Origin of the sequence: Qipengyuania intermedia, from assembly GCF_019711615.1 — a bacterium.
GTDB lineage: Bacteria > Pseudomonadota > Alphaproteobacteria > Sphingomonadales > Sphingomonadaceae > Qipengyuania > Qipengyuania intermedia.
The window spans coordinates 428771-444055 of the sequence record NZ_JAIGNS010000001.1 but is presented as its reverse complement, the minus strand read 5'-3'; the positions used below and the strand labels follow the sequence as shown (position 1 = coordinate 444055).

At 62.6% G+C, this 15285-nt stretch carries 14 protein-coding genes; 13 read left to right on the top strand and 1 reads right to left on the bottom strand.

Annotated elements, in window-relative coordinates; genetic code table 11:
- The first annotated feature begins 191 nt into the window (after window positions 1-191).
- The 8 genes from K3179_RS02190 to rbfA all read left to right on the top strand — a co-directional run bounded on the left by K3179_RS02190 (window position 192) and on the right by rbfA (window position 8342).
- On the top strand, window positions 192-1322 hold the full coding sequence (locus tag K3179_RS02190) for a S8 family serine peptidase (protein WP_247712768.1): 1131 nt from the start codon (window positions 192-194) through the stop codon (window positions 1320-1322).
- A gap of 190 nt (window positions 1323-1512) precedes the next feature.
- On the top strand, window positions 1513-2070 hold the full coding sequence (gene rimP, locus K3179_RS02185) for a ribosome maturation protein RimP (RefSeq protein WP_221562279.1): 558 nt from the start codon (window positions 1513-1515) through the stop codon (window positions 2068-2070).
- Window positions 2070-3737, top strand: coding sequence for a transcription termination factor NusA (gene nusA, locus K3179_RS02180; protein ID WP_221562278.1), 1668 nt, complete (start codon window positions 2070-2072; stop codon window positions 3735-3737). The genes rimP and nusA overlap by 1 nt, the downstream gene beginning before the upstream one ends.
- Window positions 3718-4467, top strand: a complete 750-nt coding sequence (locus K3179_RS02175; protein ID WP_221562277.1) for a DUF448 domain-containing protein — start codon at window positions 3718-3720, stop codon at window positions 4465-4467. Before nusA ends, K3179_RS02175 begins: the two co-directional genes overlap by 20 nt.
- On the top strand, window positions 4464-6983 hold the full coding sequence (infB, locus tag K3179_RS02170) for a translation initiation factor IF-2 (protein WP_221562276.1): 2520 nt from the start codon (window positions 4464-4466) through the stop codon (window positions 6981-6983). Before K3179_RS02175 ends, infB begins: the two co-directional genes overlap by 4 nt.
- Window positions 6980-7402: a PaaI family thioesterase gene (locus K3179_RS02165; RefSeq protein WP_345721820.1), complete on the top strand. Its 423-nt coding sequence runs from the start codon at window positions 6980-6982 to the stop codon at window positions 7400-7402. Before infB ends, K3179_RS02165 begins: the two co-directional genes overlap by 4 nt.
- Window positions 7399-7941: a DUF1697 domain-containing protein gene (locus K3179_RS02160; protein ID WP_221562275.1), complete on the top strand. Its 543-nt coding sequence runs from the start codon at window positions 7399-7401 to the stop codon at window positions 7939-7941. The genes K3179_RS02165 and K3179_RS02160 overlap by 4 nt, the downstream gene beginning before the upstream one ends.
- Entirely contained in the window at window positions 7941-8342 is a 402-nt protein-coding gene (gene rbfA, locus K3179_RS02155; protein ID WP_221562274.1) for a 30S ribosome-binding factor RbfA, read from the top strand. Before K3179_RS02160 ends, rbfA begins: the two co-directional genes overlap by 1 nt.
- 3 nt (window positions 8343-8345) lie before the next feature.
- Here rbfA and K3179_RS02150 read toward each other — a convergent pair whose 3' ends face one another.
- Window positions 8346-9977 (bottom strand): AbgT family transporter, encoded by a 1632-nt coding sequence (locus K3179_RS02150; protein WP_221562273.1) that lies wholly within the window; start codon window positions 9975-9977, stop codon window positions 8346-8348.
- Between the two features lie 103 nt (window positions 9978-10080).
- On the opposite strand from K3179_RS02150, the gene K3179_RS02145 reads away from it, so the two are divergent.
- The 5 genes from K3179_RS02145 (at window position 10081) to pnp (ending at window position 15129) form a co-directional block, all read left to right on the top strand.
- On the top strand, window positions 10081-10659 hold the full coding sequence (locus K3179_RS02145) for a thymidine kinase (protein WP_221562272.1): 579 nt from the start codon (window positions 10081-10083) through the stop codon (window positions 10657-10659).
- Between the two features lie 37 nt (window positions 10660-10696).
- Window positions 10697-11386 carry a site-2 protease family protein gene (locus K3179_RS02140; protein ID WP_221562271.1) on the top strand — a complete coding sequence of 230 codons (690 nt, stop codon included), beginning with the start codon at window positions 10697-10699 and terminating at the stop codon, window positions 11384-11386.
- A complete protein-coding gene (gene truB / locus K3179_RS02135; RefSeq protein WP_221562270.1) occupies window positions 11386-12384 on the top strand; it encodes a tRNA pseudouridine(55) synthase TruB in 999 nt (332 codons plus the stop codon). Before K3179_RS02140 ends, truB begins: the two co-directional genes overlap by 1 nt.
- A gap of 7 nt (window positions 12385-12391) precedes the next feature.
- Entirely contained in the window at window positions 12392-12661 is a 270-nt protein-coding gene (rpsO, locus tag K3179_RS02130; protein ID WP_090482753.1) for a 30S ribosomal protein S15, read from the top strand.
- Between the two features lie 182 nt (window positions 12662-12843).
- A complete protein-coding gene (pnp, locus tag K3179_RS02125; RefSeq protein WP_221562269.1) occupies window positions 12844-15129 on the top strand; it encodes a polyribonucleotide nucleotidyltransferase in 2286 nt (761 codons plus the stop codon).
- The last annotated feature ends 156 nt before the right edge of the window (window positions 15130-15285 follow it).

Below are 15285 nucleotides of genomic sequence, written 5' to 3'. Positions count from 1 at the left end.
GATACTCTCTTTCGTAATAAATAAAAGTCGAAGTCACTTCGTCGCCGAAATGCAACAATTCGTCGATAAAGCCGTGATTTACTATTTTTCTTAGTTCTGACCCTCTCGACAGCCCTTGTTATCCGATTACACCTCTCGGGTATCAGTCCAGCACGGGTCGCGTGCTGCTGAGACTTCTGGAGGGACTATTCATGAAAGCTAAGACTCTGGCCGTGCTTGCGGCCCTTCCGATGCTGGCAGTCGCCGCACCGGCCCAGGCGCAGCAGGCAGGCGAGAAAATCGCCAACAGCTATATCTGCGTATTCGATAAGTCGGTTTCGCGCGGCAATGCCAAGGCCGAAGCCAATCGCGCTGCCCAGGCAAGCGCCGCCCAGGTCAAGCACGTCTACTCCGTCGCCCTGCGCGGTTTTGCGGTCAATGCCGCGCCGCAGGCAATCGAGAACATGAAGCGCAACAACCCCAGCATTGCCTATTGCGAGCAGGACCAGGTCGTCACCGCCATCCAGGTTCGTGGCATGGCACCTGGCGCCAAGGCCAAGCCGGGCGGCGGTGGCGGTGCGCAGCCCCCGCAGGAAACGCCGTGGGGTATCGCCCGTGTTGGCGGCGGCGCGCCCGGTAATTTCGCCACTGCATGGGTTATCGACAGCGGCATCCAGCTCGACCATCCCGACCTCAATGTCGACGTCGCACGCTCGGCCAGCTTCGTGCGCGGCGACGCTGGCGACCAGAACGGTCACGGCACTCACGTTGCAGGCACGATTGCTGCGATCGACAACAACATCGGCGTGATCGGTGTCGCACCGGGCGCACCGGTCGTTGCAGTGCGCGTGCTCGACCGTCGCGGCTCGGGTTCCAATTCGGGCGTGATCGCTGGCATCGACTACGTTGCCCAGTATGGCAAACCGGGCGATGTTGCCAACATGAGCCTCGGCGGCGGTGTCAGCACCGCTCTCGACCAGGCAGTGGTCAGCGCGGCTGCAGGCGGTGTGCGCTTCGCCATCGCCGCAGGTAACGAGCGCGATGATGCGAACAACCACTCGCCGGCCCGTGCCAACGGACCGAACGTGTACACGATCTCGTCGTTCGCGATCGGCGACAACTGGTCGAGCTTCTCGAACTACGGCAATCCGCCGGTCGATTATGCCGAGCCGGGTTCGTCGATCAAATCGACCTGGACCGGTGGTGGTTACAACACCATCAGCGGTACCTCGATGGCGACCCCGCACTTCGCCGGTATCCTGCTCCAGGGCGCAGTTGGAAATGGTGGCCGCGTCAATGGCGATCCGGACGGCAATCCGGACGTGATCGGCGTCGTCAACTAAGTCGACCCACGCAGTCAAAAAGGGGAGGGGTCCGGCAAAGCGCCGGGCCCCTTTCTTATTTCTTGCTTTTTGAGGGACTCGCACCTATCTCCCCACCCATCCCGACATTGTCGCAACTTTGTAGGGCTGGCGCCGAAAGGGGCCGGCACCAAACCTCTTTGTCGCGATGCAAGTCCGAACCGGAGTATGAATGGCCGATACCGACCGCTTGACCGAAGTCATCGAACCCGAAGCGAATGCGCTGGGTTTCGATCTCGTGCGCGTCAAGATGATGCCGTCGGAAGCCGGCGATGGCGGGATGGCATTGCAGATCATGGCCGAAGACCCGGCGACGGGCCAGTTGGTGATCGAACAGTGCGCCGCGCTGTCGCGCCGCGTATCCGACCGGCTCGACGAATTGGAAGAACAGGGCGACGTGCTGGTCGAAGGGGCCTATCACCTCGAAGTCAGCTCGCCCGGTATCGATCGTCCGCTCACGCGGGCCAAGGATTTCGCCAATTGGGCCGGACACGAAGCCAAGATCTCCATGGAAAAGGGTTTCGAAGGTCAGCGTAGCTACAAGGGCGAATTGAAGGGCATCGAAGGTGACGAAGTGGTCATCGAAGATGCCAAGGCGGGCGAGGTACGCCTCGACCGTCACCAGATCCATTCGGCAAAGCTCGTCTTGACCGACGCGCTCATTGCCGCCACCCAGCCGCTCGATACGAGCGGTGCCGACGACATCGAAGAAGAAAAGGCAGACGACTGATGGCCAGTGCCATTTCCGCCAACAAGGCTGAACTCCTCGCGATCGCTAACGCCGTCGCATCGGAAAAGATGATCGACAAATCCATCGTGATCGAAGCGATGGAAGAGGCGATCCAGAAGTCTGCCCGCAACCGGTACGGTGCGGAAAACGACATCCGTGCAAAGCTCGACCCGCAGACTGGCGACCTTCGCCTGTGGCGTGTCGTCGAGGTCGTCGAGGAAGTGGAAGACTACTTCAAGCAGGTCGATCTCAAGGCTGCGCAGAAGCTGAAGAAGGACGCCAAGATCGGCGACTTCATCGTCGACCCGCTGCCCCCGGTCGATCTCGGCCGTATCGATGCGCAGTCGGCCAAGCAGGTGATCTTCCAGAAGGTCCGCGATGCCGAGCGTGAGCGCCAGTACGAAGAATTCAAGGATCGCGCTGGTGAAGTCATCACCGGCGTTATCAAGTCGGTCGAATTCGGCCACGTGATCGTCAATCTCGGCCGTGCCGAAGGCGTCATTCGCCGCGACCAGCAGATCCCGCGTGAAGCCGCCCGTGTTGGCGAACGTGTCCGCGCGCTCATCACCAAGGTGGAGCGCAACAACCGCGGCCCGCAGATCTTCCTCAGCCGCGCGCACCCCGATTTCATGCGCAAGCTGTTCGCGCAGGAAGTGCCCGAAATCTATGACGGCATCATCGAGATCAAGGCAGCCGCCCGCGATCCGGGCAGCCGCGCCAAGATCGGCGTCATCAGCCACGACAGCAGCATCGACCCCGTCGGCGCCTGTGTCGGTATGAAGGGTAGCCGCGTCCAGGCCGTCGTGCAGGAACTGCAGGGCGAGAAGATCGACATCATCCCGTGGAGCGATGACGGCGCGACCTTCATCGTGAACGCGCTCCAGCCGGCAACTGTCAGCCGCGTCGTGCTCGACGAAGAAGATGGCCGTATCGAAGTCGTCGTGCCCGACGACCAGCTTTCGCTGGCCATCGGCCGCCGCGGCCAGAACGTGCGTCTCGCCAGCCAGCTGACCGGCAACCAGATCGACATCATGACCGAGGAAGAAGCCTCGGAGAAGCGCCAGAAGGAATTCGCCGAGCGCTCGAACATGTTCGAAGCCGAACTGGACGTCGACGAAACGCTTTCGCAGTTGCTCGTCGCCGAAGGTTTCGCGGACCTGGAAGAAGTCGCATATGTCGAGCTGGAAGAGCTCGCGAGCATCGAAGGCTTCGACGAGGAACTGGCGGAAGAACTCCAGAACCGCGCCAAGGAAGCGCTCGATCGCCAGGAAGCTGCGCACCGCGAAGCGCGCCGCGAACTGGGTGTCGAGGACGACCTTGCCGAACTGCCCCACATGACCGAAGCGATGCTCGTCACGCTCGGCAAGGCGGGGCTCAAGACGCTCGACGATGTCGCCGATCTCGCGACCGACGAACTGATCGCCAAGCGGCGTGAGGCACCGCGTCGCCGGAACAACAATCCGGACGGCCCGCCGATGCGCCGCGATCGCCCCCAGCGCGAAGCCGACAAGGGCGGCGTGCTCGGCGAATACGGCCTGACCGAAGAGCAGGGCAACGAGATCATCATGGCTGCCCGCGCGCACTGGTTCGAAGACGAAGAGGAAGCTCCGGCAGCTGCCGAGACGACCGACACGCAGGAGGCCGCCGATGCGGACTCCACCCAATGAGCGCCTGACGTCCGACATCGCTGAAGTCTCTCGGCCCCGTAAACCGGAGCCCGAGAGGCGCTGCGTGCTTACCGGAGAGACCGGTTCGCGCGACGCACTGGTGCGCCTCGCCGTCTCGCCTTCGGGTCTTGTCCTGCCTGACGCGCAGGAAAAGGCACCGGGGCGTGGGGCATGGGTGTGCAGCGACCGTGCCGCGATCGAAGAGGCGTTTGCGAACGGCAAGCTGAAGGGCGGGCTGTCGCGCGCATTCAAGACGGGCGATCTCGAGATTCCGGAAAATCTGCCCGCGAAGATAGAAGATGCCCTGACCCGCGTATTTCTCGACCGACTAGGTCTCGAAATGCGCGTGGGAGCTCTTATCTTGGGAACGCAACGCATTGCCGAGACCGCCCGCAACGGGGGAGTGGCGCTGTTGCTGCATGCCAGCGATGCGAGCGAAGACGGGCGCAAGAAGCTGGACCAGGCCTGGCGTGTCGGCAGCGATGCCGAAGGGTCGGGAATGCGAGGGTGGACACTCCCACTGGACCGTGACGCACTGTCTGTGGCATTGGGCCGCGACAATGTCGTCCATTTCGCTTTGGCCGACGATGCATCGGCCGCAAGGATACGCAAACCCTTGATGCGCCTCATGCATTATCAGGGGCACACTATCCCGGCCGACGATGGGCGCGCCTCGATGCGCGCCGACGACGATACGAACGATACGCAGAAGAGAAACGAGCAAGAATGAGCGACGAAGAGAAAAAACCTGCCCGCAAACCGCTGACCCTGAAGGGTGCTCAGCCGGGCGAGGTCAAGCAGACCTTCAGCCACGGCCGCACCAACAAGGTTGCGGTCGAGGTGAAGCGCCGCCGCAAGCTCGTCAAACCCGGCGAGGCGGCTCCGGCCCCTGCGCCTGCTCCGGCTCCCGAGCCTGCAGCAGCGCCTGCGCCCGCACCCGCGCCTGCCGCCAAGAAGCCTGCGCCCAAGAAACCGGCTGCCGATGCGGAAACGCCGCAGGAACGCGTCGCTCGCCTCCAGCGCGAGGCCGAGGAAGAGCGCCTGAAGCTGGCGGAAGAAGCCCGCAAGCGTGAAGATCAGCAGGCGAAGAAGGCTGCCGAAGACGAAAAGAAGCGCGCCGAAGAAAACCGCAAGGCCGAGGAAGAAGCGGCCAAGCAGGCAAAGAAGGCTGCCAAGGAAGCTCCGGCAGAAGCCGCCGCTGAAGAAGCCGCGCCGGCCGAAGATGCTGCCGCCGAAGCTACGCCGACCCCGGCCGCACGCAAGTTCACGCCCGTCAAGCGTCCGGAAATCAAGAAGCCGGAACGCAAGAAGAAAGACGAAAAGCCCGCACGCACCGCAGAAAAACCGGACAAGCGCCGCTCGGGCAAGCTTTCCGTCAACAAGGCGCTCAACGAGGACGAAGGTCGCCGCGCCCGCAGTCTCGCCGCGCTCAAGCGTGCGCGTGAAAAGGAACGTCGCCTTCAGGGTGGCGGCTCGAATAAGCCGCGCGAAAAGCAGGTTCGGGACGTCGTCGTTCCGGAGGCCATCACGGTTGGCGAACTCGCCAAGCGTATGGGCGAGAAGGGTGCCGACCTCGTGAAGGAGCTCTTCAATCTCGACATGATGGTCACCGTCAACCAGACGATCGACCAGGATACGGCGGAACTGCTGGTCGAACAGTTCGGCCACAACATCCAGAAGGTGTCGGAGGCCGATGTCGATATCGCTGCCGAAGAGGACGTCGATCCGGAAGAAACGCTGAAGCCGCGTCCGCCGGTCGTCACCATCATGGGTCATGTCGACCACGGCAAGACCAGCCTCCTCGACGCGCTTCGCGGCGCGAACGTCGTGAAGGGCGAAGCCGGCGGCATTACCCAGCACATCGGTAGCTACCAGGTGAAGACGAAGGGCGGTGACGAGATTACCTTCCTCGACACGCCGGGTCACGCCGCCTTTACGGAAATGCGCCAGCGCGGTGCCAATGTGACCGACATCGTCGTTCTGGTGGTCGCTGCCGATGACGGCATCATGCCTCAGACGATCGAGGCCATCAATCACACCAAGGCTGCGGGCGTCCCGATGATCGTGGCGATCAACAAGATGGACAAGCCTGAAGCCAATCCGGACAATATCCGTACGCGCCTGCTCGAGCACGAAGTGATCGTGGAATCGATGTCGGGCGACGTGCAGGACGTGGAAATCTCCGCCAAGGAGAAGACCGGTCTCGATGAACTGCTCGAAAAGATCGCTCTGCAGGCAGAGCTGCTCGAACTGAAGGCGAACCCCGATCGCATGGCGGAAGCCACCGTGATCGAGGCCCAGCTCGACAAGGGCCGCGGCCCGGTCGCTACCGTGCTCATCACGCGCGGTACGCTGGAGCGCGGCAACACCTTCGTTGTCGGCACGGAAAGCGGCCGTGTCCGCGCGATCGTCAACGACCAGGGCAAGCAGATCAAGAAGGCCGGTCCTTCGATGCCTGTCGAAGTCCTGGGTCTTGGCGGCGTGCCGAGCGCAGGCGATGTCCTCACCGTCGTCGAGAACGAGCAGCGTGCCCGCGAAGTGGCCGAATATCGCCAGGAAAAGGCGACCGAGAAGCGCACCGCGCTTGCTCCGACCAGCTTCGACACGATGTTCAACAACCTTGCTGCGAATGTCATCGAATTCCCCGTACTGGTGAAGGCCGATGTGCAGGGTTCGGTCGAGGCGATCACGACCGCGCTGCACAACCTTTCGAACGACGAGATCAAGGTCCGCGTCCTGCATGCAGGCGTCGGAGCGATCACGGAAAGCGATGTCTCGCTCGCTTCGGCGTCCAACGCGCCGATCATCGGCTTCAACGTGCGTCCGAATGCGAAGGCGCGCGAGCTGGTGAAGCGCGACGGGGTGGAGATGAAGTATTACGACGTCATCTACCACCTGACCGAAGAAATCGCGAAGGAGATGGCAGGCGAGCTTGGTCCGGAGCGGATCGAGAACGTTGTCGGCCGTGCTGCGGTCAAGGAAGTGTTCCGTTCGGGCAAGAAGGACAAGGCCGCCGGCCTGCTGGTCGAGGAAGGCGTCATCCGCAAGGGGCTGCACGCACGTCTCACGCGCGACGACGTCATCGTCTCGGCCACCACCATCGCTTCGCTGCGCCGCTTCAAGGACGACGTGGACGAAGTCCGCGCAGGTCTCGAATGCGGTGTGGTCCTTGCCGACACCAACGACATCCAGCCGGGCGACCAGCTCGAGGTGTTCGAGGTCGAGGAGCGTGAACGCACGCTGTGAGCACAGACACCGGAAGGCCGCATAATCGGGGGGCCGCACATGCGGACCTGATGGGCGTCGAATTCGGCAGCTTCGATGCGGAGCGTGAGGAAATCACGCTCCGCTTCACCGCGCCTAACAGTTTCATTACACCGCGCGGCACCGTGCAGGGCGGACTGGTCGCGGGCTTTCTCGATGAGGTCATGGGCTGGGCGCATGTCTGGGCTACCGACCACGAGGAAGCACCGCTCAACCTCGACATTACCATGACGCTGATCCGTCCGGTGATGGCGGGGCCATTGGTAGGTAAGGGCCGTGTGATCAAGCGTGGTCGTCGGGTGATCTATCTCGAAGGCGAGTTGTTCGATGATGCGGGCAACCTGCTCGCGCGTTCGACGAGTACCGCGATTCCGACACCGCGCCCCGGCAGCGAGGCATGAGCACGCGCCTTGCACTGCTCGGCAGCATCAACATTGGTGGCAACCGCATCAAGATGGCGGACTTGCGCGATCGCATGAGCGCACGTGACTTCGGTGAAGTCGAGACTGTGGCCGCTAGCGGAAATGTCATCCTGAGCAGCGAGGAAGACGAAGAGGCGCTTTGTGGCCGGATTGCCCGGCTCATCGAGGAAGATTTTGGCATCACCGGCTTCGTCGTCGTACGGACTGTCGAAGAGGTTCGCTCTGCGATCAATGACAACCCCTTCCACGGTGAAGGCTCGGATAAGATGGTCCACACGATATTCCTGCCGCGCCAGCCCGACGAAGGCGGCTTTGAGCGCCTGCTGGCCGACCATCGCGAACGCGGCGCCGAACGGCTCGCATTGGGACCTCGCGTGCTCTACCTCGATTATGTTCACGGTGTGGGGGTCTCGGACCTAACCGGCCGTTTTATCGAGAAGCGGCTCGGCTGCCGCGGGACTGCGAGGAACATGACCTCGCTCAAGCGCATTCTTGGGAAGATGGAGGATTACGCCTGATGGCCAAGCACCAGCAATCGACCTCGGAACAGCAATCGGTTCGCGTACTCAAGGTAGGCGAACGGGTGCGCCACATCTTGTCCGAATTGCTCGCGCGCGGCGAAGCGCATGACGATGTGCTGCGCGCGCACAACATCGCTGTGACCGAAGTGCGGATGACGCCCGACCTCAGAAACGCCAAGGCTTATGTGAAGCCCTTGCTCGGTAAGGACGAGGCGGAGGTTCTGAAGGCACTGCGGACCAACACGGCCTTCTTCCAGAAGGAAGTGGCACAGCGCCTCGGACTCAAGTTCGCGCCGAAGCTATCTTTCCAGCCCGACGAAAGTTTCGACGAGGCGGACCGGATCGAGCAGCTCCTCTCCGACCCCAAGGTCGCGCGCGACCTTGGGGAAGAAGAATAAGCCTTACTGCATGATTGCCGGAGCTGCCGCCGAGGGTAGGGTATAGCCGACCGGTGCATCGGGCCCGAGCGGGATGCCGAGATAGAACCAGCCCACGATCAGCAGGACGCCCGAGATCAGCAGCCATAAAGAATAGGGCAGCATCATCGCGGTCAGGCTGCCGAGGCCGAAATCCTTCACCCAGCGCTGGGCGAAAACCAGGATCAGCGGGAAATAGACCATCAGCGGGGTGATGATGTTCGTCGCGCTGTCGCCCACGCGGTAGGCCGCCGTCGCGCCTTCGGGGCTGATGCCGAGCAGCATGAGCATCGGCACGAGGATCGGGGCGAGCAGCGCCCATTTCGCGCTGGCCGAGCCCACGAATAGGTTCAGCAGGCCCGCGAAGATCACCATCAGGCCAAGGACGAGCGGCAGGGGCAGGCCCGTGCTCTCGATCCCCGCAGCACCGTGTACGGCGGTAATGAGGCCAAGGTTCGACCAGCCGAACATCGCCACAAAGTGCGCGGCAGCGAAAGCGAGGACGAGGTAGTAGCCCATGTCCTTCATGCTCTCGGCCATCATGTTCACAAGATCGCGATGGTCGTTAATCGTGCCCGCCGCGCGGCCATAGGCCCAGCCGGTCAGCAGGAAGAGCAGGAAGAAACCTGCCACTAGGGACTGGTAAAGAGGCCGCAGTTCGGTGTGGATCGAACAATCTGCTGCCGGAATGCCCTCGCAAGCGGCTTCGTCGACCAGAGGGGTGCCGGGCGCGAAGACCATCAGCGTCCACAGTCCGACCACGAAGAGCGCTGCAAGACCTGCTGCGCGTAGACCCTTGCTGGCCTTTTCCTCATCGACCTCGACGGGCGCATCGTCACCTGCGCCCGCGACGGCGCCCCTGGCCCAAGCGCCGAGGCGCGGTTCGATGACCTTGTCGGTCACGTACCAGATGATCGGCAGGTAAAGCACGGTCATCGCCACGATGAAGTACCAGTTACCGGCGATGTTTGCGGTCCAAGCCGGATCGAGCGCGCTTGCGCTGACCGCTTCTTCGGTGATGCCGAAGAGCAGTGCATCGAGCTGGCCCGGTGAGACATTGGCGGAGAAACCTCCCGAAACCCCGGCAAAGGCCGCAGCGATACCGGCAAGCGGATGGCGTCCGGCGGCCGCAAACAGGATGCCGGCGAGCGGGATCAGGACGACATAGCCCGCGTCGGCGGCGTGGTTGCCGATCATTGCGACCAGAGCCACCACCGGGGTCAGCAGGGACTTGGGAGCGCTCTTCACCGCTTTCGACATGCCCGCAGCGAAGAAGCCGGAGCGTTCGGCAACGCCCGCACCAAGCATGACGACAAGGACATAACCGAGCGGATGGAAGTGCGTGAATGTCGCGGGCATTTCCACCCAGAGCCGCTGGATGTTCTCCGGCGACAACAGGCTCACCGCCTCGATGACCTGCGCGCCGCCGGTATTTTCATCCACTGCCGTGGGGTGCAGGGCCGACAGGCCGGACACCGCGGCGATCACGGATACGATAACCAGCGCAATGATCAGGTAGAAGAAAATGAATACCGGATCGGGCAGCTTGTTTCCAGTCCGCTCCACCCATCCCAGGATCCCTGTCTGCGTATCGGGTGCCGTGTTCGCCTCTGCCATCGAAAATCCCTGTCGCTAATCTTTTCGTTGCGGTCGGGGTGTCATCCCCAATCCTGTCTGACGGTCTCCTTAACAGCTGTGGCCGGGCGCGCTAGGGCAGGCCATGGCCAAGCTGTATTTCTATTTTGCCAGTATGAATGCGGGGAAGAGCTCGACCTTGCTCCAGACCGCCTTCAATTACGGCGAACGCGGGATGAAGGTATCGCTATGGACCGCCGCGCTGGACGACCGGCCCGGTTTCGGAGCGATCTCCAGTCGTATCGGCCTCGCCAGCGATGCCAACCGCTTCGAGCAGCAAACCGACATCGCGGCGCACGTCCTGGCCGAACATGCCGAAACCCCGCTCGCCTGCGTGCTGGTGGACGAGGCCCAATTCCTCACCCCCGACCAGGTCTGGCAATTGGCGAAGCTGGCGGACGAAGCCGGAATACCGGTCCTTTGTTATGGCCTACGCACCGACTTCCAGGGCGAGCTGTTTCCCGGCTCTGCCACATTGCTTGGCATTGCGGATAAGCTGGTCGAGATGAAGGCGGTCTGCGATTGCGGGCGCAAGGCGACGATGAACTTGCGGGTCGATGAAAACGGCAAGGCAGTGCGCGAAGGCGCACAGACCGAGATTGGGGGCAATGATCGGTATGTGGCCATGTGCCGCAAGCATTTTTCGCAGGCGTTGGGCCAATAGGGGTGCGCAGGCGCACTCGGCATCCTATCTTGGGACGATGACGGAAACACTCACTCTCGCGGCGATCCTGATCCCGTGCCTGATCATCGCGATCGTCTTCCACGAAGTGGCGCATGGCTGGGTCGCACTCAAGCTGGGTGACACGACCGCGCGCGACCTCGGGCGGCTGACGCTGAACCCCATCAGGCACGTCGATCCGGTCGGCACGCTGCTTGTGCCCGGTGCGCTCGCCTTGTTCGGGGGTCCCATATTCGGCTGGGCCAAGCCGGTTCCGGTCAACCAGCGGCGTCTGCACAATCCACGCTATGGCATGATGGCTGTCGCGGCCGCAGGGCCGGGAACGAATATCCTGCTCGCCCTCGCGGGCGCGATCGTCGTGGGTATTGCGGGTGGCCTTGCCGTCAACTGGGGGACCGAGCTGCCCGAGATCGTGAAGACGGCCTTCGGCGCCTTCATCCTCATCAACGCCTTCCTCGCCTTCTTCAACCTGCTGCCGATCCCGCCATTCGACGGGTCCCACATCGTCGGCGGACTGTTGCCGCGGCGCTGGGCGCGGCAGTGGCAGCAACTGCAGGCCCTGGGCATGCTGTTGCTGGTGGTGCTGATCGTGGCCACATGGGCGTTCCCCGAAGCCCGGTGGGTGGAGAAAACGATTTTCCCGCCGGTCGAGTGGATGAGCAACCTGTTCTATTCTGTCGCCGACGGCATCGCGAACTTCCTCGCCTGATGGAGAGGCATAAACCCGCCCCGCACGGCTGGATCGTGCTCGACAAGCCGCGCGGCCTTGGTTCGACGCAGGCCGTCGGCATGGTCAAGCGCGTGCTGCGCCAAGGCGGCCATGCCAAGACCAAGGTCGGCCACGGCGGCACGCTCGATCCGCTGGCGGAAGGCGTGCTGCCGATCGCGCTAGGCGAGGCGACCAAGCTTGCCGGACGGATGCTCGATGCCAGCAAGATTTACGAATTCACCATCCAGTTCGGCGAGGAGACCGACACGCTCGACACCGAAGGCGAGGTGATCCAGCGTAGCGACCGCCGCCCGCCCATGGCGGCAATCGCTGCAGTGCTGGAACACTTCACCGGAGAGATCGAGCAGATTCCGCCCAAGTATTCTGCCCTCAAGATCGACGGAAAGCGCGCCTACGACCTCGCCCGCGCCGGGGAGAAAGTGGACATGAAGACGCGCCGCGTCACGATCCACAGCCTGACCATGGCGGGGAAGCGCGAGGATCCGGAGCTGAAGTCCGCTTTCCAGACCAGCGCGGGGCGTCCCGACCCTTACGATGTGGCCGCACCGCTGGAACTTGCAGACGCCGTTACGCTGACAGCGCATGTCTCCAAAGGGACATACATCCGCTCTCTTGCACGGGACATCGCGCGTGCGCTTGGAAGTGTCGGTCACGTCACCTACCTCAGGCGCGTCAAGGCCGGTCCCTTTCATGAAGATCAGGCGATTTCGCTGGACAAGCTGGAGGAAATCGCTAAGGGCGCGCCTCTTGAACACCTACTCCTGCCGCTAGAGGCGGGGCTGGACGACATCCCGGCTCTATCCCTCGATCCCGACAGCGCGCAGGCGGTCCGCCAGGGCCGGGTATTGTCGGACCTGCCCCACACCGACGGGCTCTATTTCGCGAAGCTGGAGGCTACTCCCGTTGCGCTGGTGGAACTCATCGGAGGGACGGCCAAGGTCGTCCGGGGCTTCAACCTACCGGATGTCGCGGAGTAGAATGAATATGACGATTACCGCCGAGAAGAAGCAAGAGATCATCAAGGACAACGCGCAGGCAGACGGCGACACCGGTTCGCCCGAAGTACAGGTCGCGATCCTGACCGAACGTATCCGCAACCTGACGGATCACTTCAAGGCCAACCACAAGGACAACCACTCGCGTCGCGGCCTTCTGATGATGGTCAACAAGCGCCGTAACCTCCTCGCCTATCTCAAGAAGAAGGATGTGGAGCGTTACAACGCCCTGATCGCGAAGCTGGGTCTTCGTAAGTAAGAGTTTCGAGGAGGGCGGCTCGGCAAGGGTCGCCCTTCTTCGCATTTGGCCTCCTGCGCAATCCGGCACAGGAGCTTCAATGAGGCAGTACATGACGCCTCGCACCGGACCGGGACGGTATACCCGGCACAAGTAGGCCCCGCTCCGCAATATGGCGGCCCGCGGGTTCATAAGGAAAATACATGTTCGACAAGAAAACCGTATCGATTGAATGGGGCGGAAAAACCCTCACTCTCGAAACCGGTCAGATCGCCCGTCAGGCTGACGGCGCCGTTCTGGCAACCTATGGCGAGACCGTGGTGCTGTGCGCCGTGACCGCCGCCAAGAGTGTACGCGAAGGGCAGGACTTCTTCCCGCTGACCGTCCACTACCAGGAAAAATTCTCCGCCGCGGGCCGTATCCCGGGTGGCTTCTTCAAGCGCGAAGGCCGCGCCACGGAGAAGGAAACGCTGACTTCCCGCCTGATCGACCGCCCTGTGCGTCCGCTCTTCCCGGAAGGCTTCTACAACGAAATCAACGTCATCGCCCAGGTCCTGTCCTATGACGGCGAGACCGAGCCCGATATCGTTGCGATGATCGCCGCTTCGGCTGCACTGACCATCTCGGGCGTGCCCTTCATGGGCCCGATCGGCGCTGCACGCGTCGGCTTCTCGAACGATGGCGAATACATCCTCAACCCGAGCCTGGGCGATGCGCTTGGCGAAGACGGTCGTCTCGACCTCGTCGTCGCTGCGACGCAGGACGCGGTGATGATGGTCGAATCCGAAGCCAAGGAACTGACCGAAGAGGAAATGCTCGGCGCCGTCATGTTCGCGCATGAGGAAAGCCGCAAGGTCATCGGTGCGATCATCGACCTGGCTGAACAGGCTGCCAAGGATCCGTGGGAAATCGACACCTCGGACGATACCTCGGCGATCAAGGAAAAGCTGCGCGGCATCGTCGGCGACGATATCGCTGCTGCCTACAAGCTGACCAACAAGTCGCAGCGTTCGGACGCGCTCAACGCCGCCCGCGAAAAGGCCAAGGAAGCTTTCGCTGACGAAGAGCCGCAGACGCAGATGGTCGCCAACAAGGCGGTCAAGAAGCTGGAATCGGAAATCGTTCGCGGCGCCATCCTCAAGGACGGCCAGCGCATCGACGGCCGCAAGCTGAACGAAGTTCGCCCGATCGAGGCGATGGTCGGCCTGCTGCCCCGTACCCACGGTTCGGCCCTGTTCACGCGCGGTGAAACGCAGGCAATCTGCACCACCACGCTTGGCACGAAGGACGCCGAGCAGATGATCGACGGCCTCGAAGGCCTGTCGTACAACCACTTCATGCTGCACTATAACTTCCCGCCCTATTCGGTCGGCGAAGTGGGTCGCTTCGGCTTCACCAGCCGCCGCGAAACCGGTCACGGCAAGCTCGCATGGCGCGCGCTGCACCCGGTCCTGCCCGATCATGAAGATTTCCCGTACACCATCCGCATCCTGTCGGACATCACCGAATCCAATGGCTCGTCCTCGATGGCGACCGTGTGCGGCGGCTGTCTGTCGATGATGGACGCCGGTGTGCCGATCGAACGCCCGGTTTCGGGCATCGCGATGGGCCTCATCCTCGAAGGCGACGACTTCGCCGTCCTGTCGGACATCCTGGGTGACGAAGATCACCTTGGCGACATGGACTTCAAGGTCGCCGGTTCGGAGAAGGGCATCACCTCGCTCCAGATGGACATCAAGGTCGCCGGCATCACGCAGGAGATCATGAAGACCGCACTGGCGCAGGCCAGCGAAGGTCGTGCGCACATCCTGGGCGAAATGCAGAAGGCCCTGGGTTCGGCTCGTGGCGAAGTGTCCAAGCACGCTCCGCGTATCGAAACGATGCAGATCGACAAGTCGAAGATCCGCGACGTTATCGGCACCGGCGGCAAGGTCATCCGCGAAATCGTCGCAGAGACCGGTGCCAAGGTCGACATCGACGATGAAGGCGTGATCAAGATTTCGTCGAGCAATGCCGACGAGATCGAAGCAGCCCGCAAGTGGATCGAAGGCATCGTCGAAGAGGCGGAAGTCGGCAAGATCTACAACGGCAAGGTCGTCAACATCGTCGACTTCGGCGCATTCGTGAACTTCATGGGCGGCAAGGACGGTCTCGTCCACGTCAGCGAAATGAAGAACGAGCGCGTCGAAAAGCCGACCGACGTCGTGTCCGAAGGCCAGGAAGTGAAGGTCAAGGTCCTCGAGATCGACCAGCGCGGCAAGGTCCGCCTGTCGATGCGCGTGGTCGACCAGGAAACCGGCGAAGAGCTGGAAGACACCCGCCCGCCGCGCGAACCGCGCGGTGACCGTGGCCCGCGTGGCGGCGGTGGTGGTCGTGGCGGCGATCGTCGTGGCGGCCGTGGCGGCCCCCGTCGCGATCGCGGCGACCGGGATGGTGGAAACAAGGATGGTGGCGGTGAAGCCCACGTCCCTGACTTCCTCAAGGACTGATCCGGCACCAGCCGGTTGAAGAGGGGCCGCGGGGAAACTTGCGGCCCTTTTTTCGTGTGCCGATGGGATGTGCTATCGTCAGATCAGGATGGCGCCGCAGCACAACGCGCGAGTCGCCCCTCGAAAACCACAGGTCGCATCGGAGTCGCCGGGTCG

Bases quoted from the DNA above. Each gene is read 5' to 3' on its own strand.
- rimP (WP_221562279.1), top strand. From the start codon at position 1,513: ATGGCCGATACCGACCGCTTGACCGAAGTCATCGAACCCGAAGCGAAT.
- K3179_RS02190 (WP_247712768.1), top strand. From the start codon at position 192: ATGAAAGCTAAGACTCTGGCCGTGCTTGCGGCCCTTCCGATGCTGGCA.
- K3179_RS02175 (WP_221562277.1), top strand. From the start codon at position 3,718: ATGCGGACTCCACCCAATGAGCGCCTGACGTCCGACATCGCTGAAGTC.
- rpsO (WP_090482753.1), top strand. From the start codon at position 12,392: ATGACGATTACCGCCGAGAAGAAGCAAGAGATCATCAAGGACAACGCG.
- infB (WP_221562276.1), top strand. From the start codon at position 4,464: ATGAGCGACGAAGAGAAAAAACCTGCCCGCAAACCGCTGACCCTGAAG.
- K3179_RS02160 (WP_221562275.1), top strand. From the start codon at position 7,399: ATGAGCACGCGCCTTGCACTGCTCGGCAGCATCAACATTGGTGGCAAC.
- K3179_RS02150 (WP_221562273.1), bottom strand. From the start codon at position 9,977: ATGGCAGAGGCGAACACGGCACCCGATACGCAGACAGGGATCCTGGGA.
- truB (WP_221562270.1), top strand. From the start codon at position 11,386: ATGGAGAGGCATAAACCCGCCCCGCACGGCTGGATCGTGCTCGACAAG.
- pnp (WP_221562269.1), top strand. From the start codon at position 12,844: ATGTTCGACAAGAAAACCGTATCGATTGAATGGGGCGGAAAAACCCTC.
- K3179_RS02140 (WP_221562271.1), top strand. From the start codon at position 10,697: ATGACGGAAACACTCACTCTCGCGGCGATCCTGATCCCGTGCCTGATC.
- nusA (WP_221562278.1), top strand. From the start codon at position 2,070: ATGGCCAGTGCCATTTCCGCCAACAAGGCTGAACTCCTCGCGATCGCT.
- rbfA (WP_221562274.1), top strand. From the start codon at position 7,941: ATGGCCAAGCACCAGCAATCGACCTCGGAACAGCAATCGGTTCGCGTA.
- K3179_RS02145 (WP_221562272.1), top strand. From the start codon at position 10,081: ATGGCCAAGCTGTATTTCTATTTTGCCAGTATGAATGCGGGGAAGAGC.